Raw genomic sequence first — 25,216 nt, forward strand, 5'->3', positions numbered from 1 at the left:
GAAAAGTATGAAGATCCTGAAATGAAATGAAGGTATCGAATAGCAAGAGGGTAACACGCGATGCGATGTTACATATTTTTAAAATACTGATTTTCAGTATTTTAAATGGTTTCGATTAGGCGGTTTCAATTTATTTTTCACGGAAAAACCTCGGCAGCCTAGTAAAATCAACAAATTTTTCACGAAAAAATGGATAAAGGATATGAAAAAGAGCTATTTCAAAGCCTGAGCATTAAGAGCTCTGTGGCGAAGAAATTCAAAAAATACTGCAAGTCGATTTCAAAATCGCAATCAATGACATTGCTTTTGATGTTGGAATTTTTTGATGAAAACGGACTTTCTCCAGAGGATGATTTGAAACCAAATTTAAAGGCAACTGAAAATTTGTTTAAGAAAAGAATCAATACACTAATTGCCATTATAAAAGACATCGAAAAAACGCAGACAAAACCGACATTGGCAATGTTGCAAGCTCTTTTTATGGTAGACGAACCTAAAAAGAAACCGCTACTATTAGAAAAGAAACGGTTTAAGAAAGAAGTCAAGAACCATTTTGGAGAAAAAAGCGGTATTGATTTGAAAAACGAAAGCGAAGTTTAAGAAGCAGATTGAAGGCCTCAAATTAAATCAAAGCACACCAAATGCTATGAAGCCTTGTGCGCGTTGAGAAATATTGATTTTAAGGATGTTTAGGCGAGTGTTTTTTAATAGAATGACAACTTGTTTAGCAAAGCTATAAAAGTTCATTGGTGTTTTTAAAAACCACTTTAAAATTGATGTAATTAATTATTCTTCAAATAGAAATTGTTTAAGACTACTCTTTAGAAAAATAAAATATTTGGCTGCCAGCCCTTTTGTGTTTTATATGTTTGATATTGTTTATTTACAGATACCAATGCTTGTCCAGTAGTTGTCCTAGATTTGGGACGGTGCCGTCCCGATAGTAGTCCCAAAAGTGTACTTCTTAAAGGACAGTTAAAGTGAACTAAATGGCTCTAAATTTTATGGTTCTTATCTCTTACTTTTTTTACGATCTTCTTTATCTTATCAGCCGCCATTTTTTCCTGTAAAGCTTTCATAACCTCATTCACTTTTCGGTCTACGATTTTTGCGTAATGCTGCGTAGTCCGTAGATTTTTATGCCCCAACATTTTGCCCACAGTTTCCAATGCAAGGCCATAAGTAATGAAATACCCCTTATTATGTTACAATATATTGATGTAACACCCCTTATTATATTACAAAATAATTATATATTTGCCCTTATTATATAACAAATTTAATAGGATTGAACTTTAAAAGACACATAAACAAGTATTTGATACAATGGAAAGAGTCTTCCAACCAGAAACCTTTAATTTTAAGGGGCGCAAGACAGGTTGGAAAAACGACTTTAGTCAAAGATTTTGCTAAAACATTTACAAACAGCATTTTATTAAATCTTGAAAAGCCTAAAGACCTTCGATTTTTTGATGATTATGACGATGTTAATACTATAAAAGACGCCTTATTTTTTGAGAATAATATTTCTAATGATGCTACAGCTAGTATGTTACTTTTTATTGACGAAATTCAGGAATCTCCCAAAGCTATTCAATTACTACGTTATTTTTATGAAGAGATTCCAGAATTACATGTCATAGCTGCTGGTTCCTTATTGGAGTTTGCAATGCAACAAGTAAAAAGCTTTCCAGTAGGCAGAGTGGAATTTTTGTATTTACATCCACTAAATTTTTCAGAGTTTTTATCAGCTATTGAGCAACAACAAGCGTTTGAGCAAATAAATCAAATTCCAATAAAGGAATATGCTCATACCACCTTGCTAGACTTGTTTAATACCTATACAATTATTGGTGGTATGCCGGAAATTGTTAAAGCATACCTATTAAATAAAGGTATTGCAGATTTGCCGAAAGTGTACGAAAGTATTTGGGCGACGTATAAAAACGATGTCGAAAAATACACATCTAACGATACCGAACGAAAGGTAATTAAACATATTATGGATGTTGCCCATTTATATGTAGATCAACGAATAAAATTTCAAAACTTTGGAAATTCTAATTATCGTTCCCGAGAAGTTAGTGAAGCCTTTCGAAATTTGGATGATGCCAAAATTATTCAATTAATCTATCCATCAACTGATTTAGAAGTGCCAATAAAACCAGATATAAAAAAATCTCCAAGATTACAGTTTTTAGATACAGGACTCATTAATCACGATTTAAAGATTCAAGCCGAATTATTAGCACTTGATGATTTAAGTAATAGTTACAAAGGAGCCATCATTCCGCATATCATTACACAGGAAGTGCTATCGTTAAACACTATCAATAATCACAAACCACATTTTTGGGTACGTGAAAAGGCACAAGCATCATCAGAAGTGGATTTGGTAATTCAATATCAAGACAAAATTATTCCTATCGAAATTAAATCAGGTCCAACGGGTACGTTAAAGTCTTTGCATGAATTTATAGAACGTACCAATCACCATTATGCAATACGTATGTATGCTGGCAACTTTAATGTTGAAGAACACAGTACACCAAAACAAAATAAATTTTACAAACTCATGAATTTGCCATATTATTTGGGTACTAAACTGCCTGAATATATTACCTATTTCATCAACAACTATTAGAAAACCTTTCCAAAATAAAATAGACGTAACAATTACTAATTTTCACGATTCTTTGTATTCTCTTTTTTTTTGTCAGCCGCCATTTTTTCCTGTAAAGCCTTCATATCCTCATTCACTTTTCGGTCTACGATTTTAGCATAATGCTGCGTAGTCCGTAGATTTTTATGCCCCAACATTTTGCCTACAGTTTCCAGAGGAACACCATTGGTAAGGGTTACGGTGGTGGCAAACGTATGACGGGCTAAATGGGTGGTAAGATTCTTTTTAATGCCGCAGAGCAATGCTATTTCCTTGAGATAGGCATTGGACTTCTGATTGCTCAAAACTGGGAGCACACAATCCCCATTCAATACTTTTGGATTATCTTGATATCGCTCCAAAATAGCAACGGCAGGAGGGAGTAGGGGAATGACTAATTTCGTTTTGGTTTTGGTTCGTTTGGCTTGGATGCAAAGATTTCCATCAATGTCTGTAACAATGTTGTCGGCATTCAGCTTCTGAATGTCAATGTATGCAAGCCCAGTATAACAACAGAACACAAACATATCCCGCACAACGGCCAATCGGTCCCAATTCATTTCTTGTTCTGCCAGGGATTGCAATTCTTCTTTCGTGAGAAATTCCCGCTCAACCGTTTTAAACTTGATCTTGTAGTTGTAAAAAGGATCTTTAGTAATCCATTCATTACCCACAGCAATCCGAATGATCTTTTTAAAATTATTGACATACTTTAAAGAGGAGTTATGATTACACGCCTTTTTCTCTTTTAAGTAATATTCGAAACCCCGGATAAATTTCAGATTTATATCTCTAACGGGAATATCCTCTTTGCCATAGGCTTCTTTTACATATTCATAAATATGATTTCTGGTAGTGAAATAGCGTTTGTAAGTTCCGAGCGCAAATTCAATACCGATCAATTTCTCCATCTGTTTGTTATGCTCGTCAAAAACTTCGAGGAGCATTTTCGGCTTTTCTTTTTTGCCGAGATAAAGGTCTTTGATGTCTTTTGAAGTAAATGGGTCACCTTTGTCAATAAGCTTATTTTGAATCCGATTTATCTTATGAAGAATATTTGTCATAAGAGTGCTCAATTCTTCAGCTTCTGTTCCTTTTCCCTTCATCTTATTCATCCGGGAATCCCATTTTTCAGGATCTATTTTTCGGTGTAAACTGATAGTTGATCGCTTGCCATCTACTGTTATTCTTAGGTATAAGCCAGCTTTTCCGTTTTTATCTTTTCGCTCATCCTTGAGGTAAAAAAGAGTTGAGAATGTTGTGTTCATAAAATAGGTGTCGATCAATACCAAATAAAGGTATGAAAAACTAACGAGCACAATTTTATATTTAACATTAAATCAATTAGTTACAGAGCAATCGACACCACTTTTGCAATTTAAAAATAGGTGTCGAATAGGTGACTTTTTATAGGGTATTATTTGCCATTAAATGATATCAGTAAAAATGAAAAACCCTGTAAATCATAGATTTACAGGGTTTTTGGGTTGACTTGGTAGTCAAAAAGTGGAGCCGGAGGGATTCGAACCCTCGTCCAAACGTGCTGAGTTATAGCTTTCTACATGTTTAGTTTTTATTTAAATTTTCGTGAGATTGCCGGTCAAAAACTACCAACGCACTCCTTATCCTCAATTAAGTGTCTCAGGAATATCAAGGCACTATTCCCAATAGGTTTACTTTTACGAAGTCACTATATCAAAAACCGTAAACCAAGGTGTTTGAGTGACTTCCTGCTTACCTACCTTGTAGGCCGAGGCGTAATCCTACTATAATTCGGATTATGCAGCTAGGGCGTAGTTATTCTCGCCGTTTAAAAAGTGTGAAAAATGAGATTTAAGAGCTGTTTCCCAGCGCTCTACATGCTTACCATACCACAAGACCCGCTGTCAAAACCAGTCGGCCCCGGTTTTCAGTAATCAGTATTCAGTACGCAGTTATTAGTTTGTAAACTAATAACTACACATACTAAAATTTTGAATTCTGAAATTTTTTCAAAGAACAAATTAATACTATTTGCAAACACTAAGGTCTCCGAGTAATGCTGTTTTTTTTACAGCATTGTATCGAGGAGGCGGGTTGCTATTTTCCTGCCGTCAAAAAGCACCAGGCTTTCGGCAGTCGCTTTTCCGCACCTTTCCGGCTGCGGCAAGAGCTTCAACAAAGCCTCAATCCTTACCCGAAAAGGGATCGCAAAGATACAAGAATAATAGTATCTTCGTGGTTCATTAGTAACTATTCAAAAAGTATTCCAAATGCCTATTACCTTCGCTATCATAAAAGAACGTAAAAACCCGCCAGATCGTCGTGTCGTTTTTTCACCTTCAGCCCTAAAAGAAGCTTCAGAAAAGTTTCCCGATGCCCGGTTTATTGTTGAATCTAGTGCTATCAGGATTTTTTCAGATCAAACATATAAAGACGCAGGATTTGAAGTGAAGGAAGACGTTTCAGAAGCAGACGTCATGCTGGGTGTAAAAGAAGTACCAGTGGATGCACTTATCCCGGGTAAAAAATATTTCTATTTCAGCCATACCATCAAGAAGCAACCGTATAACAGGAAATTGCTCGTGACGATGCTGGAAAAAAACATTGAAATGTACGACCACGAAACTATCGTGAAGCAAAGTGGTGCCCGTCTTATTGGTTTTGGTCGCTATGCAGGATTAGTGGGAGCCTATAATGGTTTTAGAGCCTTAGGAATTCGTGACGGATTGTTTGCGCTTCCTAAAGTGGAAACCCTGCCAGACCTGGACGCCGTAAAAGCTGAACTTGATAAAATTAAACTACCAGCTATAAAAATTTTATTGACAGGAACAGGCAAAGTAGCTAAGGGCGCCAAAGAAATTTTGGATCACTTAAAAATTAAAGAAGTAAGCGATGCCTTGTATCTCACTTCCCAATTTACGGAACCTGTGTATTGTATGGCAGACGTTATGGAATACACCAAACGCAAAGACGGGAAAGTAGGAGAGAAGTACGCATTTTACAAAGACCCATCTGGGTATGAAAGTAATTTTATGCCCTACGCAGCTCAGACCGATTACTTTATAGCGGGACACTTTTATGGTAATGGAGCACCTTATCTATTTACTAGAGAAGATGCAAAACGGGAGGATTTCAGAATTAATATGGTTGCAGATATTTCTTGCGATATTGACGGCCCTGTAGCGAGTACCATTCGTCCCAGCACCATTGCAGACCCATTTTACGGCTACAATCCAAAAACCGAAACCGAAGTTCCCTTTGGCTCTCCCAACAGCATTGCAATGATGGCAGTTGATAATTTACCTTGCGAATTGCCAAAAGACGCCAGTGAAGGTTTTGGTGAGATGTTCATTGAAAACGTTATTCCAGCATTCTTTAACGGTGATGAGCGCGGCATTTTAAAACGTGCTAGAATGACTACGGCAGACGGAAAGTTAACGGAGCGCTTTAATTATTTAAAAGACTATGTGAATGAAACAGTGTAGTTTATCGTTGTTAAATAGCTCTTTAACGAATTTAGTGTTAATTTGAATTATTTTAACAAGTAATTCTTACAATAGTTTGTTTGTTAATCGTTTAAATACTAAGTTTATGCTTCCAAATTGAACTATTTATGAAGAAGCTAATATTTTTCACACTTATTATAGTATTTAGTACCTCCACATATGCCCAAATAGGGATTAATACTACGAATCCACAAGCTACTTTAGATATTGAAGGAACCGTAAGAATTAAAAATACAAAAGGTAAAACCTTGGATGGTGAAAATATAATTGCTACTAAAATTGTTGGACTTGATGAACAAGGTAATATAGTAGAACTTACTACAGATACGAACGTCTACTTAGAAAATAACATCATTAAGACGGTTGAGCGAAAAGTTGAATTGGGTAGCCTGCCAGAATTTTCGGGTGGGCAAGCTAATAATGTAAGCTTAATAGTTTTTCCAGGTGGTTCAAATGGTGGGAAAACAGTAATTAGATTACAGCATGATACAGGTAATTTTGATATCACAGGATTTGATGTTGGTGAATTGGGTGGTCCTGCAGCAGCAGATGGATATACCGTTTGGCTGTTTGCGGTAGATGGAGATGTAAACTTGAGAGCAGAAAACAATGGTTCTACTGCTGTGAACCGAATTGCCGCTAATAATGATATTACCATAGAGCAATTTCAAATGGTGAAAATACTATATGATGGGGTCTTGCAACGTTGGGTAATTATGTCGGGTTGTGAACATAACTAAAAAAATATTTTGTAAGGATTTCAGAAAGCCGGTACTAGTACCGGCTTTTTTTGAGGCATCATTTGGAGGTTCTATTTCTTTTAGAATTTTTAAGTTCCTTGGTTAATCCAACTAAATTATAAACCCTGTTTCCTCTTTTAAAAGTTTCAGCAAACTAATTTCAGTAGTAGGAAACCCATACACAATTGATAAAAGTGTATGTGAATATACGTACCAGTAAATTTTCAAACCTTAGGGATGCGTTTTAATTACACTTAATACCTCTTAGATAATTCTAACTACGGTCTGCTGTTTCTGTTTACAGAAGTTTAAAGATTAAAACCAATCTCTTTTGAAAATTGGGATGTATTGAATTGCGAAAATAGATTCTTTTACGGAAGGTTTTTTAGAATAGTACGAATAAACAGTTCTCCTTTATAGGGCTTTATTACAATATCATTCATTAGGCTGAATCTATTCTGTTCCAATACTTTTTCACGTTCAACTGCAGTTAGAGCTAATATAGGAATCGTTTTATCGTGATTACGAATAATTTCAGTAGCCTCAAATCCATCCATCCCGGGCATGTTTATATCCATTAAGATTAGATCGAAGGCTTGTTTTTTAGTCAGTTGTATCGCTTCTAACCCTCCAGAAGCCAATGTGGCTTGAGCACCATAGTTTTTTATTTCTCTTTCTGTCACAATCCTGTTTATTTTATTGTCGTCTACGATTAATATTTTTTTTCCTGCAAGGACATTCTTTTCAATTTTCACTTTTTTTGCAGGTAAATCGGTAGTGTTGGCAATTTTATAAACAATAGTAAATTTAACTTCAGTGCCATCACCAATTTCGCTGGTGAGTATTAATTTTGAATTATGTTGTTTTAAAATTTTCTTTACAATAGGAAGCCCCAGACCTGTTCCATTTATATTGTTGTGTTTAAAATCGTCCTGAATAAAATCTTCGAAAATTTTTTGTTGCTTATCAAGGTGAATCCCTATACCGTTATCTTTTATTGAAAAGTCTAATCCCACTTTTTCAACCTCCGTAGTTTCTGCCTTTTTTATGGAAATAATAATAACTCCATCATTTGTAAATTTCGCTGCATTACTTAAAAGGTTCATTAAAACCTGAGAGAGCTTAACATCATCTCCCATTAATTTTTTAGGGATAGATTTATCTATTTCAACAAGAAACTCATTAGGGTTCTGGTTGTTTAGAAATTTTATAGACTCTACTATATTGTCTACGATTTTTCTAAGGTTGAAAGTTTTGTTTTTAAGCTGATTACTTTTTTCGGCATCAATTTTATTAAAATACAAGGCATTATTAATAAGTGAAAGTAAATAGTTTGCCGAAAATTTTAGGGTGCTAATTTGTTCTTTTTCACTGTCAAATTTAGAATTTTCCATTAGCATGTTACTAATGCCAATAATACCATACATAGGCGTTCGCAATTCATGTGTTAGATTAGAAAACAAACGACTCTTTGCTTTACTCAGCTCTTCGGTTTTCTCTTTTTCATCTAAATATTGCTTGTTTTTAAATTTGAGATTTTTAAGAAGTCTTCGTCTTCTAACATATGTGAACAGTAAAAACAAAAAGAATACTAATAAAATACCAGAGGCTATCTTAATCCATAATAGCTGAGTTTGTCTTTTTGTTTCTTGTTTGTCAATTTCTGCCTGTAATGCCTGCTCTTTTAATTCCAGTTGATATTGATCTAATTTATACTTCGCAGTGGCAGTTTCAATCGCCAGAATTTTATCTGTTTCGTATTGTTTATTTAAATAGATCTCACGTTCTGAATTAGCTTTATAAGCAGCTCTATAATCGCCATCCAGCACGTAAGCCTTTGACAAATATTCATAAATTTGAATCAAGATTTCGTCGAAATCTATATCTTTTGCCTCGACTGCACTTTCTTCTAAAATTCTAATTGCATTGGTTGCATCCCCTTTTATATAACGTAATCTACCTTGTAAAGATTTAGCGGCAACAGAGTAGTATTTAAAATTTAAATACTCTGCAAATTCTACTGTCTTTGGGACATGGTAGGACGCCATTACCACATCATTATTATTTATGCTAAAATCTGATATATTATTATGTAAAATAAACAATGCTGTAGTATCTGCCGATATTTTTGCAGATATAATAGCTTCTTTGTATAATTTTACAGCTTCCTTAGATTGGCCCTGAAGTGCATATAAATTGGCTAGGTCAATTTGTGTGGCAACAATACTTTTAGGGTCATTGTTCTTTAAAGCCCTAGCTACATTTTCAGAAAAAACTTTTTTAGAAGCAATGGTATCTTGACTCTTTAAAAAAGCATTGCCAATAATACTGGAAAGATCAATTATTTTCTCGATATCTCCTATTTTCTTGGCTAATGCTATTGTGATATTTGCCTCCTCAATCGCTATTTCATAATTTTTCTGAAAATATTGGAGTTCAACATATTTATATAAAGAATCAACTTCTAATTGTTGCATCGTTTTACCGATAGAGTCTTTTACTGTTGTTTTAGTTTCTGTGACTTGAGCCAAAGCACAAAATCCAATCGACCAAACTATAGCGAGGGCATTTAAAATATTTTTCAAGAGATTACAGGTTAGTTCAAGCCTTAAATGTAAATGAAATTTCGATTTCCTCTTATTTGGAAGGCAATAGAGGTAGGGTTTGTGCGATAATTGTTAAAAGTGAAGAGGCAATGGAAGCTCCCGTATAAATTGTTATATTATCATTTAGCGTAACAACTTCTTTATTTTATATCCAAACAATAGAATCAAAAACTCTCGTAAACTTATGTATTTTTAAGATGTAAAAGGATTGGTTTAACTTAAAATTAAATCTCTTAAGAAGCCTCCAGCAGAAACAGGAAAAACCCTTAAAAGAAACAGGGAAAACCCTCTTGCCTGTTTTACGATATTGTTCGAATTTTGAAAAAGATTCAAAGATTGTTTTTAGCCATAGCAATTTAAAACCCGTCACAATGCTAATTGGGGAGTTAGTGTAGGCGGGTTACTTCAATAAAGGTCACTCTTAAAAGTGACCTTTATTTATTATATATTTTTGAAATAAAGTATTTTAGTATAATGAATCCAGCCGAAGCATATATCCTGAATAAACCCGAACCGTTTAGAACCATGCTTTTGATATTACAACTACATATCGAGCAAACACTCCCAGATTTTGATTTAAAGTATAAATGGAAATTACCTATATATTACAGCGAAGAGTGCCCCATCTGCTACTTGAATGTAACCAAAGGATATGTGGATGTTTGTTTTTGGGCACGCACAAAATTTAATGTGCATTTAGAGGTGTTAATTTCTGAAAAGCGAAAGTTTGTAAAATCATTACGTTACTATACACTCGAAGATATAGATGAGGAGATTTTAATTGAATGCCTCAAAGAAGCCTACCGAACAAAAACGAAAGGATTTACAGCTGGTTGATGGTTTTTCTTATAGCCGTTAAATCTGTGAGCAATTTTTCCAGATTAGCAAGATCCAACATATTGGCGCCATCACTTTTGGCATGGGAAGGGTCAAAATGAGTTTCTATAAAAAGACCGTCGGCGCCAGAGGCAATACCTGCGCGGGCTATAGTGCTTATCATTTCGGGTCTTCCACCTGTTACTCCCACACTTTGATTGGGCTGCTGCAAACTATGGGTTACATCCAGAATTACCGGAGCAAATTGTTTCATTGTAGGAATACCTCTAAAATCTACAATCATATCCTGGTAGCCAAACATAGTCCCCCTATCGGTTACGCATACTTGTTTGTTGCCACTATCGGTTACTTTTTTCACAGCGTGTTGCATACTTTCAGGACTCATAAATTGTCCTTTTTTGAGATTCACCACTTTACCAGTTTCAGCAGCAGCTACTACTAAATCTGTTTGCCGTACTAAAAAAGCAGGGATTTGTAACACATCAACATATGCTGCGGCTAAGGATGCATCACTGCTTTCATGAATATCGGTGACGGTTGGGATTTTAAACGTTTCAGAAACTTTACGAAGTATTTTTAAAGCTTTTTCATCTCCAATTCCTGTAAAACTATCGATACGGCTTCGGTTTGCTTTTCTAAAACTTCCTTTAAAAATATAAGGAATTTCAAGTTTGTCTGTAATGGTGAGTACTTTTTCGGCAATACGTAATGCCATGTCTTCACCCTCAATAGCACAAGGGCCAGCGAGTAGAAAAAAGTTGTTGGAAGTTGTGTGTTTTAACTGCGGAATTAAATCTAAATTCATAGTAATGTCAAGCTTTTAAAATACAAAGATACGTAAGAAGTCATGTAAACTTTTTCTTTTACTTGCGAATACCAAATTTTGCGTCCTTATTTTGTCATTTTAAAGCCATTCCTACTGCTATGCTTATAAAAATTCACTTCGTCCTGTCGCAAAAACGAAGTCTGAAGTTCCAAGCAAAATGTTTTAATACCTCCTGTATAAAACCGAAGTTTAAAACTTATCGTAATTATAACTGAATCTAAAAGGTTACGATATTTGTAGGAAATTTCGTAATCTTGTATTGTACAGCTTACTAAAATATTATGGGGAAAACTACTTTAAGTAGCAATTTGGGGTTGCTACACGTTGGGATTTTACTTCTGGTAGTAAATCTATTAGTCATCTTCTATTTTGACATTGAAATTTCAAGAACGGTTAGATTGGTCTCCTGTGGAGTGCTTTTTAGCTATCTGGTGTTTAAGGGCGGATTTAAAAAGAACTTGCTCATTTTAGCACTACTTTTACTATTGGTTAGGGATGTAGCAGTCTTATTTTACGAGTCACCCATTTTTAAAACAACGTCATTACTTTGTACTGTGTTGGTATATACAACTATTTGCCTCTTTACCTTTAGAAGGTTGCCTATGGTTCGATTTAGTATGACATTGATACTCTTTGGACTGGTGATTATTGTTTTAAATATTTTCAATGTTTATTACCTGTCAGATATCATCATTGCTTCTTTGGATAGTGATACACAACTTATTTTGTTTTTTACACAGAGTGCCGTAATGCTATTTATGGCCTTGTTTGCTTTTTTGTATAATGAATCTTACGAAGGGAAGCAATCACTAAATTTACTGCTATGTATTTTGGCATTTATTTTTTCAGATTTAGGTGGTTTAGCAGCCTATTTCTTTGGCTACGAGCCAGCCTATTATGCAGAAAGAGCTTTCTACATCATAGCCGCTTCTTTTTTGATTGAGTATATTATTAACTTTCAACCAGAGGCAGATACAGTAAGTGAGTTAAGCGATAATAAGCTTACGATTTAGCCAGCAAGTCTTATTTTTTAATTATTTTTTGTACTGAAGTCTGTCCTGTTTCAGTAATTATACTTACAAAATAGATTCCTGTAGAAAGCGCACCCATATCAATCTCCGAAGGTCTTTTTAGTGTCTTAATTGTAATGCCTAAAGCGTCATAAACGGTAGCAGTTTCAATAATTTCTGGGGTGTCGAAATATACTTTATCTGCAGTAGGGTTGGGGTAGAGACTAGAAGTGCTGTAATTATTTTCATCTATATTAAGAATGCCCGAATTTTTATACCAGGCTACTTTATCATCCGCTAAAGAAGCTGAAACTACGTCCAAGAGTCCATCTCCATCTATGTCTGCTGCTTGTGCATCTCTTGGGAAGTCTACTTCAGTTGTGATAGTTCGTTTTGGGTTAAATACGCCAAGCCCATTGGAGTTTTCTATCCACGATATAGTACCAGTATCTCTGTTCCACAGTAGCACATCAATATCGGAATCAGCATCTAAATCATATAAATTATAAGTTGCTGTTTCATTTAAATGCATTATGATTTTTGGGGTGTCATAAGTTCCATCATTGTTTAAGTTCTTCATCCATCCGTGTCTATATTCATTAATGTCATCATAATACGTGATTACAATATCTTCCTTGCCATCTGTATCTATATCTGCATATAACATAGTAGTTGTATTGGTGAAGGGGTCATATTCAAAAATTACCTTTTCACTACTTACTTGCGCATTCCCTAAATTTTCATACCAAACTATTCTAGATATAGTAATACCTTCTTTAGAAGTTAAAATATCCAAATCCCCATCTACATCAATATCTACCAAGAGTGGTGGATGAAAACCTTCATCTGTTGTAGCAAGTATATTTTCTGATCCAAAATTTCCACTACCATCCAGATTTTCATACCAAACTATTTCATCACCATTAATATCTACATTAACATTAGCAAGTATATCAAGATCTCCATCATTGTCAAAATCGAGCGTTCTTATGTCTGTTATTGTTTCAGGATTAGTAATAAGTACAATTTCTTCCGTTGCAAAGTTGCCTTGGCCATCCAGATGTTCTATCCATCTTACTTCTCGGGGATTATTTTCAATAAGGAGTATATCTTTATCTCCATCGGTGTCTATATCTACATAATTAATACTCAAATAAAGCGCTGAATTACTAGAGATAGTAGTCTTTGGGCCAAAATTTCCCAACCCATCTAGATTTCTAAACCACACCATTGCGAGATTTTCGGCTTGTGCTGAAAGAATATCTATAAAACCATCGTTATCAATATCTACAGGAATGGATAGATATGCTTTGTTGGTTTCAGAAGAAATAATTTGCTGTGGCCCAAACTGAGCATTCATAGAAATAAAGCTTAAAAAAGCTACAATGAGAGGTAGTTTTGTCTTCATAAGAAATTTTTTATAACAGGGGAGTCAACAGTATAAAGATACATAATTATCTTATACTTTTTTTGAACTTAAAACAAATGATGTAGTTAACTCTAAATTCATTAATTAACTGTACTTTTGCACCGCCTAAAAAAGCGCTTTCGTTATGGAAATAAAAAACATTGCTATCATAGCACACGTAGACCACGGTAAAACAACCTTGGTAGATAAAATTATGCACCACTGTAGCCTGTTTCGTGAAAACGAGCACACAGGAGATCTTATTCTTGATAATAATGATTTGGAACGTGAGCGCGGTATTACTATTACTTCAAAAAATGTATCCGTAAGGTACAAAGGGACAAAGATTAATATTATCGATACGCCTGGTCACGCCGATTTTGGTGGAGAAGTAGAGCGTGTATTGAACATGGCAGACGGGGTGTTGTTGTTGGTAGATGCCTTTGAAGGTCCTATGCCACAAACACGCTTTGTATTACAAAAAGCGATCGACCTTGGTTTAAAGCCTTGTGTTGTCATTAATAAAGTAGATAAAGAAAACTGTACGCCAGAAGAAGTACACGAAGCTGTTTTTGATCTAATGTTTGAACTAGGTGCCGAAGAATGGCAACTGGATTTCCCAACTGTATATGGTTCTGCCAAAAACAATTGGATGAGCGACGATTGGAAAAACGAGACAGAAAATGTGGAGCCTTTACTGGATATGGTATTGGAGCACATTCCAGCCCCTAAAATCGCAGAAGGAAATACACAGTTGTTAATTACCTCTTTAGACTATTCTAGTTTCACCGGACGTATCGCTATTGGGCGTTTGTTACGTGGGACTATAAAAGAGAATATGCCTGTTTCTTTGATGAAAAGAGACGGCACTATAAAAAAATCACGTGTCAAAGAAGTTCATACGTTTGAAGGTTTGGGAAGACTTAAAGTGGAAGAAGTACAAGCTGGAGATATTTGTGCATTAGTGGGTATTGAAGGTTTTGAAATTGGTGATACTATAGCAGATTTCGAAAATCCTGAAGCTTTAAAGACCATCGCAATTGATGAGCCTACTATGAGTATGTTGTTCACTATTAACGATTCTCCTTTCTTCGGAAAAGATGGAAAGTTTGTGACGTCTCGTCATATTAAAGACCGTTTGGCAAAAGAATTAGAGAAAAACCTAGCCCTTCGTGTAGAGGATACAGGTAGTGCAGATAAGTTCATGGTCTTTGGTCGTGGGGTATTGCACCTTTCCGTATTGATTGAAACGATGCGTCGCGAAGGCTATGAAATGCAAATTGGACAACCACAAGTAATTATCAAAGAAATTGATGGTGTAAAGTGTGAGCCAGTTGAAGAATTAACCATAGACCTTCCAGAAAATGTAAGTGGTCGTGCTATTGATATGGCAACAATCCGTAAGGCAGAGATGACAAGTATGGAAGCCAAAGGCGAGCGTATGATCTGTAAATTCATTATCCCTTCTCGCGGAATTATCGGGATGCGTAACCAATTGTTAACCGCAACAGCTGGGGAAGCCATTATGACGCACCGTTTCTTAGAGTACCAACCCTTAAAAGGAGGTATTCCAGAACGCCAGAATGGTAGTTTGGTATCTATGGAAAATGGTTCTGCCATTCCTTATTCTATCGATAAATTACAAGATCGTGGACGTTTCTTCGTAGATCCGGGTGAGGATATTTACGAAGGCCAGGTAATTGGTGAAAATACACGCCAGGATGATATGGCGGTGAATATAACCAAAACTAAAAAATTGAGTAACGTACGTTCTTCTGGAGCAGATGATAAAGCAAAAATTGTTCCTGCTATCAAATTTTCACTGGAAGAAGCGTTAGAATATATTCAGAAAGATGAGTATGTTGAGGTAACGCCTAACTTCCTTAGATTACGTAAAGTTCACTTAAAAGAAGTAGACCGTAAGCGTAATAAAATGTAAAATTTTAAGACTGGAAAACGGGCAAAACTGCCCGTTTTTTAGTTTATTTGTTGTCAATTTTAATTAAAAAGGTTTCCATAGCCTAAATAACGAAGCGTATGAATTTTTTGTATTTCGATCCAGGAATCGGCGCAATGATAGCGCAAGCAGTAGTTGCTGCAGTAGCAGGAGTTTTATTGTTTTCAAAAGTTGCGTGGTATAAAGTAAAGGCGTTTTTCGGTTTATTGAAAGAAGAGGATGATACCTACGATTCTATAGACATGGATGAAGATAACGACGATTCTGAAACCGAAACCGATGAACACAAAAAATAATACTCACGAAGCCTCTTTTAGAGATCCTTCGGGCTATATGTTTCACGATGGTACTACCTTACGTCGTGTAATAAACCCAATTTATTTTCCGCAGTACAACAAGTTAAAAGAGAGTGGTTTTTTTAAGACGCTTATCAAACAAGGAATGCTTATTCCACATACCGAAACTTCGGTAGCAGATGATAAAATAGTGATCACTCCAGAGCATATTCCATTTATTACCAATCCGTACGAATGGAGTTTTGAGCAATTTAAACATGCCGCGCTACACACGTTAAAGATTCAAAAATATGCACTTTCAAAAGGCTTTATATTGAAAGATGCATCGGCGTATAATATCACATTTCATAAGGGAAAACCTGTTTTTATCGACACACTTTCTTTCGATTTTTACGAAGAAGGAACACCTTGGAGAGCCTACAAACAATTCATTACACACTTTTTTGGACCTTTGGTGTTAGCAAAATATCACGGCACCGAAATCTTTAAAATGCTACAAACGCATATCGACGGTATCCCGGTGAAATTGATCGCTTCTCTCTTACCAGGAAAGACCAAGCTAAGCGCTACTATCCATAGCAATATTCATTTGTTGGCTAAGATGGAAAGCAAACACAGCGAAGATTACAAAGCTGAAACTAAAGTAACCAAGCTTTCCAAAAAAGCACAGAGCAATATTTTGGAGAGTCTTTTCGACTTTATAAAAAAGTTAGAACTCAACGAGAGCTCCGAGTGGGGTAATTATTACGATAAGACCAATTATGAAGCCGCAGCGTTTGAGGGCAAGAAGAAACTTATTCGTGAGTGGGTAACACCGCTTAATCCGCAACGTTTAATTGACGTAGGTGGAAATGATGGAACCTTTGCCAGAACGGTCTTAGACAAAGTGCCAGACGTTATTGTGACAGATATTGACAGCAACGCGGTAGATTACAATTACAAACAACTGCAAGATAATAACGAAACCAATATGTTGCCTTTTGTGTGCGATGTCTTACAGCCAGCTCCTGGCATTGGTTTTAATAATACCGAAAGAAACTCTTTACTGGAACGCCTCAAAGACTACAAGCCAGATATTACGATGGCGTTGGCGTTAATTCACCACATTACCCTTTCCGGAAATGTTCCTTTTGAGAAATCGGCTGAATTTTTTGCGAAGTTTTCCGAAACTTTAATTATTGAATTTCCTAAACGGGAAGATTCTTGGGCAGAAAGTTTACTGGTTCGAAAACGCGAATTTATCAATCACTTCGATTTTTACAACGAAACCGATTTTGAAGCAGGCTACACGCAATTTTTCACTATTGAAAAAAAGGAAATCGTACCAGGCACCAAACGTGTTCTCTATTTGATGAAGCGCAGGTAGGAGTGTAATCACTAAAACTACATTTTTTGAAATCTTCTGTAAAACGTTCGCTCTATAGTACAGTAATGGCGGCGCTTGCAGCAGGATTGTATCCCTTACTTTTTTACGTTTCCAACAACTACACGCTTGTTAATTCCTGGAGCCATCTTGTATATTTTATAAGTGTTTTTTTGTTGGCTCCTGTAGCTATTTTTTGTTTGCTGAAGGTAGTAGCAAGCCTATCAATTTTTGAAAAGATTGAAAAATTTGTCTTACCCTTTTTAAACCTATTTGTTTTTCTTTTTTTTCTGAAAACCGCTTTGTATGCAGGATTTCAAATTTGGATGGTATTGGGTATTGGTGTTGTGGCGTTGCTGTATACTTTCTTTTTTTACAAATATTTTTTAAAAGTTGTGGTGTTTCAGGTATTGCTTGCTGTGGTGGCAAGTTTTTATCTAATACCGAATAGTATCGATCAATTTCAATACAGCAAGGAATGGATGCAGCAGCCCGATGCGATTGCTGCAATTCAATTTAAAAAGAAACCGAATGTATATCTCATCCAGCCAGATGGCTATGTGAATTTTTCAGAATTAAAAAAAGGATTTTATAATGTGAAGGAGCGCAAATTAGAAGATTTTCTTCAGCAAGAAAACTTCACATTGTATCCCAATTTTCGCAGTAATTATGCCTCTACACTTTCTTCAAATAGTTCGCTTTTTACCATGAAGCATCATTACTATTTGAACACCAATAAGTTTACTGAAATGCTGGATGCGCGGAACATAATTATAGGTGAAAATCCTGTAGTAACCATTTTTAAAAACAATGGCTACACCACTAATTTTTTAGCGGAAAGACCCTACCTCCTTGCCAATAGACCGAAGATGGGCTATGATAGTAGTAACTATGTGAATAAAGACGTTGGCTATATTACTACAGGCTTAAAAGAAAAAAAGGATGTGATTGAGCCACTTCGGCAATTCTTAGAAAATCAAGGGGAACAACCTGCATTTCATTTTATAGAAATCTTTGAGCCAGGCCATATTACTGTTGATGAAAAAAACCATGAAGGCACCGAAAAAGAACGTGAAAACTGGATATCCAAGCTAGAGGACACTAACAAAAAATTACTGGAAATTGTCTCGCTCTTAAAAGAAAAAGACCCCGGAGGTATTATCATTATTCTAGCAGACCATGGCGGTTTCGTAGGTTTTCAGTATATGCATCAAGCGTATGAGAAGACGCAAGATAGAGATAAACTATACTCCATTTTTGGGGCAAACCTCGCGATTTACTGGCCAGAAGAAATTCCTGAAGCCCATGAACACATACAAACCAGTGTTAATGTATTTAGGATTTTATTTAGCTACTTAAGTGAAGACAGCGCATTGCTCCATACGTTACAAGAGGAAGGCTCGTACCTACCTATTTTATATGGAGCCAGAAAAGGCATTTATAAAGTAATTGATGACACGGGTAAGATTGTTTTTATGAAACGATAATTACCGTTACTTTTGCATCATTTATGAAGATACCACAGTTTAAGAAATCAGTTTTGTACGGGCTTGCTGCGGGCCTGTATCCTATTATTTTTTTCTATACCAATAATTTCTCGCTCATTAATTCTTGGAAGCACTTCGTTTTTTTTATTGGCTTGTTTTTGGTGACTCCTGTTTGTGTATTTGTGGGAATTCAGTTTTTTAGCTTTTTACCATTCATTAAGAAAATAAAACCGTTTGCTTTTCCCTTTTTGAACATTGTCGCTTTTTTGAGCTTTATTCAGATTTGTTTGTACGCAAAATTACAGTGGGTTTTTACAATCGTCATTATACTTATTGCATTGCTATTTGCCATATTTCTACGGAAGTATTTTAAAAAGGTGGTTGTGCTGCAAATAGTGTTAGCGCTTATTGGATTATTTTGGTTATTTCCTACTATTAAAAACCAGTGGACCTATTCCAATGAGTGGACGCAACAACCAGACGATATTGAAGATGTAGTTTTTAAAAAACGTCCCAATGTATATTATATCCAGCCAGATGGCTATGTGAATATTTCTGAAATGGATAAGGGTGCGTACCAGATAGATAATAGTGACTATTGGAATTTTTTACGTGAAAACGGCTTTAAAATTTATCCTAATATCCGCAGCAATTATAGTTCTACCCTGGTTTCGAATAGCGCTACCTTTACAATGAAGCACCATTATTATAACAATGGTTTTAACTTTAGCGAAATTGCGAACGCCAGAAAAGTGATTATTTCGGACAATCCGGTGCTCAATGCTTTTAAAAAGAATGGCTACAAGACTCATTTTTTAGCCGAAGGTTCTTACCTGTTAACCAATTTCCCAGAAATGGGATATGACGTTAGTAATTTTGATTACAATGATATAGAATTAATTACCGATGGTTTTCAGAAAGAAGAAGACATCTTAGTGCCCATTGAAAAATATTTGAATCTGGATACAGACAAATCTAAGTTTTTCTTCATCGAAATCTTTAAACCAGGGCACGTACAATCTTTAAAAACCGTTAGCAAAGGAGCACAAAAAGAGGCGGAGATCTATAAACAAAATCTTGCTATAAGTAATGAAAGGCTTAAAAAGATTATTACGATGATTCAAGAAAAAGATCCAAATGGGCTTATTCTCATCATGGCAGATCACGGTGGGTATGTTGGCTATGAATATATGCTGGAGGTGCGCAATAAAACACTGGATAGAGATCGGGTGTATTCGGCTTTTAGTACACAGCTCTCCATTAAATGGCCTTATGGCGAGGTGCCGGAAATAGATGAAAATTTTAAAAGTGGAATCAATACCTTTCGAATTTTGTTTTCGTACTTAAGTGAAAACAATGCATATCTGGACCATTTACAAGAAGATGCTACCTATACCATTATAAAAGATGGCGCTCCCCAAGGAATTTATAAATGTATAGATGGCGATGGTAAGGTAGTTTTTATAAAACATTAAATTTTTAGGTACGTATGGGATTCTCCTCAAAAAAATATGAACTAAAAGTTGCTCTGGCTGCGGGGCTTTATCCATTTTTGCATTATTACAACGGTAATTTCGATATGGCCGACTCGTGGTTACAACTTGGGTTTTTAGTTGCCCTTTGTTTTGTAGTACCTGTAGTTATAATGCTGCTCTCCAAACCTGTTTTTAAACTTGGGTTTCTGCAAAAGTTAGAGAAATACAGAATTACGGGCGTCAATCTGGTGATGTTTTCAGGACTTATTGCGATGCTTATTTTGTTGGGGAATAAGAAATTTATCGCTGTTGTTATCTTTTGCGCTGCAGTATTGAGTTTTTTGATGTACAGATATATAAAGAAAATTGTTGTGATTCAGTTTTTATTGGCTTCATTAAGTGCCATTACGTTACTGCCTCGTTTATGGTTTATGATACAGTATGATGCAGATTGGACTGAAATCTCTTCCGAATTAAAAAATGTACAGCTACAACAAAAGCCTAATATTTATGTAATCCAGCCAGACGGATATGCCAATTTCAGTCATTTGTCTCAACCGCCTTACAATTTCGATAATTCGGCATTTGAAGGTTATTTAAGCGATCAGGGCTTCGTAAACCACCCTAACTACCGAAGCAACTACTATTCAACGCTTACTTCTAACGCTGCCTTGTTTGCGATGAAACATCATTATTATCAAAATACATACCCAGGAAACCTTAAAACCCTGGGAGCACAGGAAGTTGTGGTGGGAGGCTATAATAATGCCCTCAATATTTTGAAGAATAATGGCTATACGAGTCATTTTATAACCGATAATTCCTACTTTTTAATCAACGGCAAACAAACTGCATTTGATCATTATAATATTGAACGCAAGCAAATAAAAATATACGATACAGGTCCCGTGCGTGGCGCCGATATCATTCCAGATTTTGAGGTTACTATGTCCAATTTGCCACAAGGAGCCAATTTTGTTTTTATAGAAAAAACCCTGCCTAGCCACGTCAACCATCAAAAAAAATATACTGTAGGTATCGCGGGAGAACGCGCTGGGTACTTAAATAGAGTAGCGCAGGCGAATGAATGGCTTACCAGCCTTATTGAAATAATAAATACATATGACGATAACCCTATGATTATCCTAGTGGCAGATCACGGGGGGTATGTAGGGTTACAATATGTTCAAGAAGTAGAAACCAGAAAAATAAATGCCGAAGAAACCATCTCTTCATTTAATAGTATGTTAAGCATTAAATGGCCAAAAGGGTATACCCCAAAACATACCAATATTAAAACCAGCGTTAATATGTTCCGGACTATTTTTGCTGAACTTGCCAATGACGATGCTATTCTGGAAGCCAAAGAGCCCAATGTAAGTTATATCCCTTTGTATGATAGCTTTTTAGGAGCTCACTTTTATAAGTGTATTGATGAAGATTATAAGGTGGTTTTCGAAAAAATAGAATAACAACACCTAGAGCAGCATATATGGATTTACAAAAAAAAGACAAGCACAAGTTAAGGTTTGGTTTTCTTCTTAAACTAGGAATTGCTGCTGGATTGTATCCATTGTTGTTTTACTACGGAAATAATTTTACTTTAATTAATACCTGGGGTCACCTGCTGTTTTTTTTAGGGCTTTTTATTGTGTTGCCAGTTATAACCGTAGTGCTAGGGGGAAATATTTTAAATCGTATTTCCAGTACCGTGTGGCGTATGCGCGGACTAACATTTATAAATCTGTTTGCTTTCGGGATGTTTTTACAATTGTGTTTACTGGCCGACCTTAAAAAGAGTGTGTCTGTAATTATTCTTGCGATCTGTAGTATGGCCGCTTTTTTTATCTACAGGTTTTTAAAAAAAATAATGGTATTGCAATTTTTATTATCGCTTATTGGTTTGGTAATTCTTGTTCCAAAAATATATACTTTTTTAAGTGCATCGGATGCCTGGCAAGAGCTGCCGGATGCTATTACAGACGTAACATTTACGCAAACTCCCAATATTTACTTTATCCAGCCCGATGGGTATGTAAATCCTTCGGAATTGGAAAAAGGATACTACAAAATTGACAACAAGAATTTCGAAGATTTTCTTTCAGTAAATAATTTTAAAAACTATGCTAATTTTCGAAGTAATTATGGCTCTACGCTGTCTACAAACAGTGCCGTCTTTGCGATGAAACATCACTATTACAATGGGGGCGAAAATTTCAGCGAGACATTGAATGCCAGAAATGTTATTATGGGTAGTAATCCTGTTTTACAAATTTTAAAACATAATAACTATGTTACCTATTTTATTTCGGAAAAACCTTACTTATTACAAACAAGGCCAACTTTGGGATACGATTTTACCAATTTTGGGTATGACGAAATTCCTTATATAAGCACAGGACTCAAAACGACGAAGGAAGTGCTGCCTGCGCTTACCACGTATTTAAATGATGGTATTAAAAGCCCGAAATTTTATTTCATTCAAATTTTAAAACCAGGACATATTAATAATAGGGAATCCTATTCTGTAGGGGTCGATGGAGAGCGGGATGCGTGGATTAAAAAATTGCAACTAGCGAATACTTTACTTAAAGAAACTGTCGCTACCATCACTGCCAAAGATCCTAATGGGCTCATTATTATCATGTCGGATCACGGCGGATATGTTGGTTTTAACTATACAAACCAAAGCTATTTAAAAGTAGAAGACCCGCAGAAAGTTAATTCAATTTTCAGTACTATTTTGAGTATAAAATGGCCTGGCATGGCACCTGAATTTGACTCGCAATTGGTTACTTCTGTAAATGTGTTTAGGATTCTCTTTGCGCATTTAGCGAACGATACGCAATATTTAAGTAATTTAGAACCTGATACCAGCTATTTATTGATAAAGGAAGGAAAAGAACAGGGTGTTTATCAGTATATCGACGATTCAGGAACTATAACATTCAAAAAAAAGTGAACCATTTTAAAGTTGAAATTTACAACTCTGCATTTAAAAATGTGTGGAATCAATTCGTAGAACAATCCAAAAATGCTACGTTTTTATTCCATAGAAGTTTTATGGAATATCACAGCGACCGTTTTGAAGATGCCTCGCTCTTGGTATTCAAGGATACCAAGTTGGTTGCGATGTTACCGGCTAATAGAGTAGAGGATGTTGTGTATTCTCATCAGGGCTTATCTTATGGCGGATTGGTACTTTCTAACAAAACTAAAATTGAAGATGCTGTAGGAGCTTTCAAAGCAATTTTAAATTTTCTGGAAGAAGAAGGGGTAATCAAATTACAACTTAAACTACTCCCTAAAATATACCATTCCCAGCCTGCAGACGAAATAAACTATCTTTTATTTTTAACCGAAGCAACCCGAACCCGTGTAGATGTATCTGCTACTATATACAATAGCGAGGCGTTAAAGATTCAAGGAAATAGGATGGAAGGTGTTAAGAAAGCCGAAAAACAAGGATTATGGTTGGAAGCTGAACAAAATTTTAACCCGTTTTGGAACAACATTCTCCTGCCCAATTTAGAAAAACGTCACGGTGCCAAACCCGTGCACTCCTTAGAAGAAATTGAAATGCTAGCCGCCAATTTTCCGGAAAAAATTGTTCAGTTTAATGTGATGAAAGATAATAAGATTGTTGCGGGAGCTACTATGTTTATTACAGATAATGTAGCACACGTACAGTATATTTCGGCAAATGAAGACAAGCAGCAATTAGGAAGTTTAGACTTTTTGTTTCATCAATTAATCACCTCTACGTATCGAGAAAAAAAGTATTTCGATTTTGGTGTTTCGAATGAAAATCAAGGAAAAAATATAAATAAAGGATTACAATACTGGAAAGAATGCTTTGGAGCCCGCACCATTGCTAATGAATTTTACGAAGTGAATACTGCTAACCATATCAATTTAGATTCAGTTTTTATATGATCCCATTTTTAGATTTACAAGCTAGTAATCATCGTTTTGAAAAGTCTTTCAAAGAGCGGTTTCAGCAGTTTTTGGATGCAGGTTATTATATTTTGGGCGGAAATGTAACCGCCTTTGAAACAGCGTTTGCCAACTACTGCGGTACTAAACACTGTATAGGTGTTGGAAATGGTCTGGATGCGCTTCGGCTTATTTTAGAAGCCTATAAAGTATTAAACAAATTGAAATCGGGTGATGAAGTCCTTGTGGCTTCCAATACCTATATTGCAACCATCATCGCAATTAAACAGGCTGGCTTAACGCCCGTTTTAGTAGAAGCTGAAGTCGAAACTTTCAATTTTAACCTAACCGATTTACAAGCTAAAATTTCAGAGAAAACAAAGGCGATTATGCCTGTGCATTTATACGGTCAACTGGCCCCTATGCAAAAGATTACTGAAATTGCAACCAACAACAATTTGTTAGTTCTGGAAGACGCTGCGCAAGCACACGGAGCAAAAGATGGAATGGGTAAGAGAGCTGGAAACTTAGGAGATGCGGCAGGATTTAGCTTTTATCCTTCAAAAAATTTAGGAGCATTAGGCGATGGAGGTGCTGTGACCACCAATAATGATGCGTTGGCAGAAACCATTAAAAAATTACGCAATTACGGAACAGCGAGTAAATATGTAAATGAAGTGTTAGGCATAAATTCTAGACTGGATGAAATTCAAGCTGTCTTTTTAAACCTAAAATTACCTTTGTTAGATTCGGATAATACCAAGCGGAGGAGTGTTGCCAAACGGTATCTTTCTGAGATTAAAAACAATAAAATTATACTTCCTGTCTACGATGGTTCTGAAAATCACGTGTTTCATTTGTTTGTAGTTCAGGTAGACGATCGCGCAGATTTTATTTCTTATTTGGATAAAAATGAAGTTGGGCATTTAATACATTATCCTATACCACCGCACAAACAAGATGCCCTGCCAGAACTTAAACACTTGTCATTTCCAGTTACGGAACAAATCCACCAAAGAGTTATGAGTTTGCCTATAAGCCCGATACTGCGAAAAGAGCAGGTAGATCGAGTCATTCAAGTTTTGAATAACTATTAAATTTTAAAAAAAAGTCTACCAACTAATG

General features: G+C 35.7%; 19 protein-coding genes and 1 other RNA gene. 15 read left to right on the top strand and 5 right to left on the bottom strand.

Going from position 1 to position 25,216, the window contains the following annotated elements; translation table 11 throughout:
* Positions 1-189: 189 nt before the first annotated feature.
* Positions 190-600, top strand: coding sequence for a BfmA/BtgA family mobilization protein (locus ACQ2HF_RS09210; protein ID WP_339839262.1), 411 nt, complete (start codon positions 190-192; stop codon positions 598-600).
* A gap of 688 nt (positions 601-1,288) precedes the next feature.
* Positions 1,289-2,644 (top strand): ATP-binding protein, encoded by a 1,356-nt coding sequence (locus ACQ2HF_RS09215; protein ID WP_432410140.1) that lies wholly within the window; start codon positions 1,289-1,291, stop codon positions 2,642-2,644.
* A 35-nt stretch (positions 2,645-2,679) separates the two neighbouring features.
* On the opposite strand, the gene ACQ2HF_RS09220 is transcribed toward ACQ2HF_RS09215, so the two are convergent.
* Both ACQ2HF_RS09220 and ssrA read right to left on the bottom strand, forming a co-directional pair.
* The gene (locus ACQ2HF_RS09220; protein ID WP_432410141.1) at positions 2,680-3,930 is read right to left on the bottom strand and encodes a site-specific integrase; all 1,251 of its coding nucleotides are present in this window, start codon (positions 3,928-3,930) and stop codon (positions 2,680-2,682) included.
* A 236-nt stretch (positions 3,931-4,166) separates the two neighbouring features.
* Positions 4,167-4,566: a transfer-messenger RNA gene (gene ssrA / locus ACQ2HF_RS09225) on the bottom strand.
* Between the two features lie 354 nt (positions 4,567-4,920).
* On the opposite strand from ssrA, the gene ACQ2HF_RS09230 reads away from it, so the two are divergent.
* Together ACQ2HF_RS09230 and ACQ2HF_RS09235 are read left to right on the top strand one after the other, a co-directional pair.
* On the top strand, positions 4,921-6,129 hold the full coding sequence (locus tag ACQ2HF_RS09230) for an NAD(P)-dependent oxidoreductase (RefSeq protein ID WP_432413074.1): 1,209 nt from the start codon (positions 4,921-4,923) through the stop codon (positions 6,127-6,129).
* A 128-nt stretch (positions 6,130-6,257) separates the two neighbouring features.
* Positions 6,258-6,890, top strand: a complete 633-nt coding sequence (locus ACQ2HF_RS09235) for a hypothetical protein (RefSeq protein ID WP_432410142.1) — start codon at positions 6,258-6,260, stop codon at positions 6,888-6,890.
* Between the two features lie 371 nt (positions 6,891-7,261).
* On the opposite strand, the gene ACQ2HF_RS09240 is transcribed toward ACQ2HF_RS09235, so the two are convergent.
* Positions 7,262-9,475 (bottom strand): ATP-binding response regulator, encoded by a 2,214-nt coding sequence (locus ACQ2HF_RS09240; RefSeq protein ID WP_432410143.1) that lies wholly within the window; start codon positions 9,473-9,475, stop codon positions 7,262-7,264.
* Between the two features lie 495 nt (positions 9,476-9,970).
* On the opposite strand from ACQ2HF_RS09240, the gene ACQ2HF_RS09245 reads away from it, so the two are divergent.
* Positions 9,971-10,333, top strand: coding sequence for a DUF1801 domain-containing protein (locus tag ACQ2HF_RS09245; RefSeq protein ID WP_432410144.1), 363 nt, complete (start codon positions 9,971-9,973; stop codon positions 10,331-10,333).
* Here ACQ2HF_RS09245 and kdsA read toward each other — a convergent pair.
* Positions 10,320-11,138 (bottom strand): 3-deoxy-8-phosphooctulonate synthase, encoded by an 819-nt coding sequence (kdsA, locus tag ACQ2HF_RS09250; RefSeq protein ID WP_432410145.1) that lies wholly within the window; start codon positions 11,136-11,138, stop codon positions 10,320-10,322. The two genes, ACQ2HF_RS09245 and kdsA, sit on opposite strands and share 14 nt — an antisense overlap.
* Before the next feature lie 302 nt (positions 11,139-11,440).
* Here kdsA and ACQ2HF_RS09255 point away from each other — a divergent pair, with 302 nt between their 5' ends.
* Positions 11,441-12,172: a hypothetical protein gene (locus tag ACQ2HF_RS09255; protein ID WP_432410146.1), complete on the top strand. Its 732-nt coding sequence runs from the start codon at positions 11,441-11,443 to the stop codon at positions 12,170-12,172.
* 10 nt (positions 12,173-12,182) lie between these two features.
* Here ACQ2HF_RS09255 and ACQ2HF_RS09260 read toward each other — a convergent pair whose 3' ends face one another.
* Positions 12,183-13,577: a T9SS type A sorting domain-containing protein gene (locus tag ACQ2HF_RS09260; protein ID WP_432410147.1), complete on the bottom strand. Its 1,395-nt coding sequence runs from the start codon at positions 13,575-13,577 to the stop codon at positions 12,183-12,185.
* 145 nt (positions 13,578-13,722) lie between these two features.
* On the opposite strand from ACQ2HF_RS09260, the gene typA reads away from it, so the two are divergent.
* From typA to ACQ2HF_RS09305, 9 genes are all read left to right on the top strand, one after another.
* Positions 13,723-15,516: a translational GTPase TypA gene (typA, locus tag ACQ2HF_RS09265; protein WP_432410148.1), complete on the top strand. Its 1,794-nt coding sequence runs from the start codon at positions 13,723-13,725 to the stop codon at positions 15,514-15,516.
* Positions 15,517-15,614: 98 nt separating this feature from the next.
* The gene (locus ACQ2HF_RS09270) at positions 15,615-15,830 is read left to right on the top strand and encodes a hypothetical protein (protein ID WP_432410149.1); all 216 of its coding nucleotides are present in this window, start codon (positions 15,615-15,617) and stop codon (positions 15,828-15,830) included.
* Complete coding sequence (locus tag ACQ2HF_RS09275) at positions 15,814-17,196, top strand: class I SAM-dependent methyltransferase (protein ID WP_432410150.1); 1,383 nt, start codon at positions 15,814-15,816, stop codon at positions 17,194-17,196. Before ACQ2HF_RS09270 ends, ACQ2HF_RS09275 begins: the two co-directional genes overlap by 17 nt.
* Before the next feature lie 26 nt (positions 17,197-17,222).
* Positions 17,223-18,680 (top strand): sulfatase-like hydrolase/transferase, encoded by a 1,458-nt coding sequence (locus ACQ2HF_RS09280; protein ID WP_432410151.1) that lies wholly within the window; start codon positions 17,223-17,225, stop codon positions 18,678-18,680.
* Positions 18,681-19,063: 383 nt separating this feature from the next.
* The gene (locus ACQ2HF_RS09285) at positions 19,064-20,155 is read left to right on the top strand and encodes a sulfatase-like hydrolase/transferase (protein ID WP_432410152.1); all 1,092 of its coding nucleotides are present in this window, start codon (positions 19,064-19,066) and stop codon (positions 20,153-20,155) included.
* Positions 20,156-20,169: 14 nt separating this feature from the next.
* Entirely contained in the window at positions 20,170-21,627 is a 1,458-nt protein-coding gene (locus ACQ2HF_RS09290; protein ID WP_432410153.1) for a hypothetical protein, read from the top strand.
* A gap of 20 nt (positions 21,628-21,647) precedes the next feature.
* Positions 21,648-23,117, top strand: coding sequence for a hypothetical protein (locus ACQ2HF_RS09295; protein WP_432410154.1), 1,470 nt, complete (start codon positions 21,648-21,650; stop codon positions 23,115-23,117).
* Entirely contained in the window at positions 23,114-24,091 is a 978-nt protein-coding gene (locus tag ACQ2HF_RS09300; RefSeq protein WP_432410155.1) for a GNAT family N-acetyltransferase, read from the top strand. Before ACQ2HF_RS09295 ends, ACQ2HF_RS09300 begins: the two co-directional genes overlap by 4 nt.
* Complete coding sequence (locus ACQ2HF_RS09305; RefSeq protein WP_432410156.1) at positions 24,088-25,188, top strand: DegT/DnrJ/EryC1/StrS family aminotransferase; 1,101 nt, start codon at positions 24,088-24,090, stop codon at positions 25,186-25,188. Before ACQ2HF_RS09300 ends, ACQ2HF_RS09305 begins: the two co-directional genes overlap by 4 nt.
* The last annotated feature ends 28 nt before the right edge of the window (positions 25,189-25,216 follow it).

The organism is Rasiella sp. SM2506, from assembly GCF_050859505.1.
Lineage (GTDB): Bacteria > Bacteroidota > Bacteroidia > Flavobacteriales > Flavobacteriaceae > Marinirhabdus.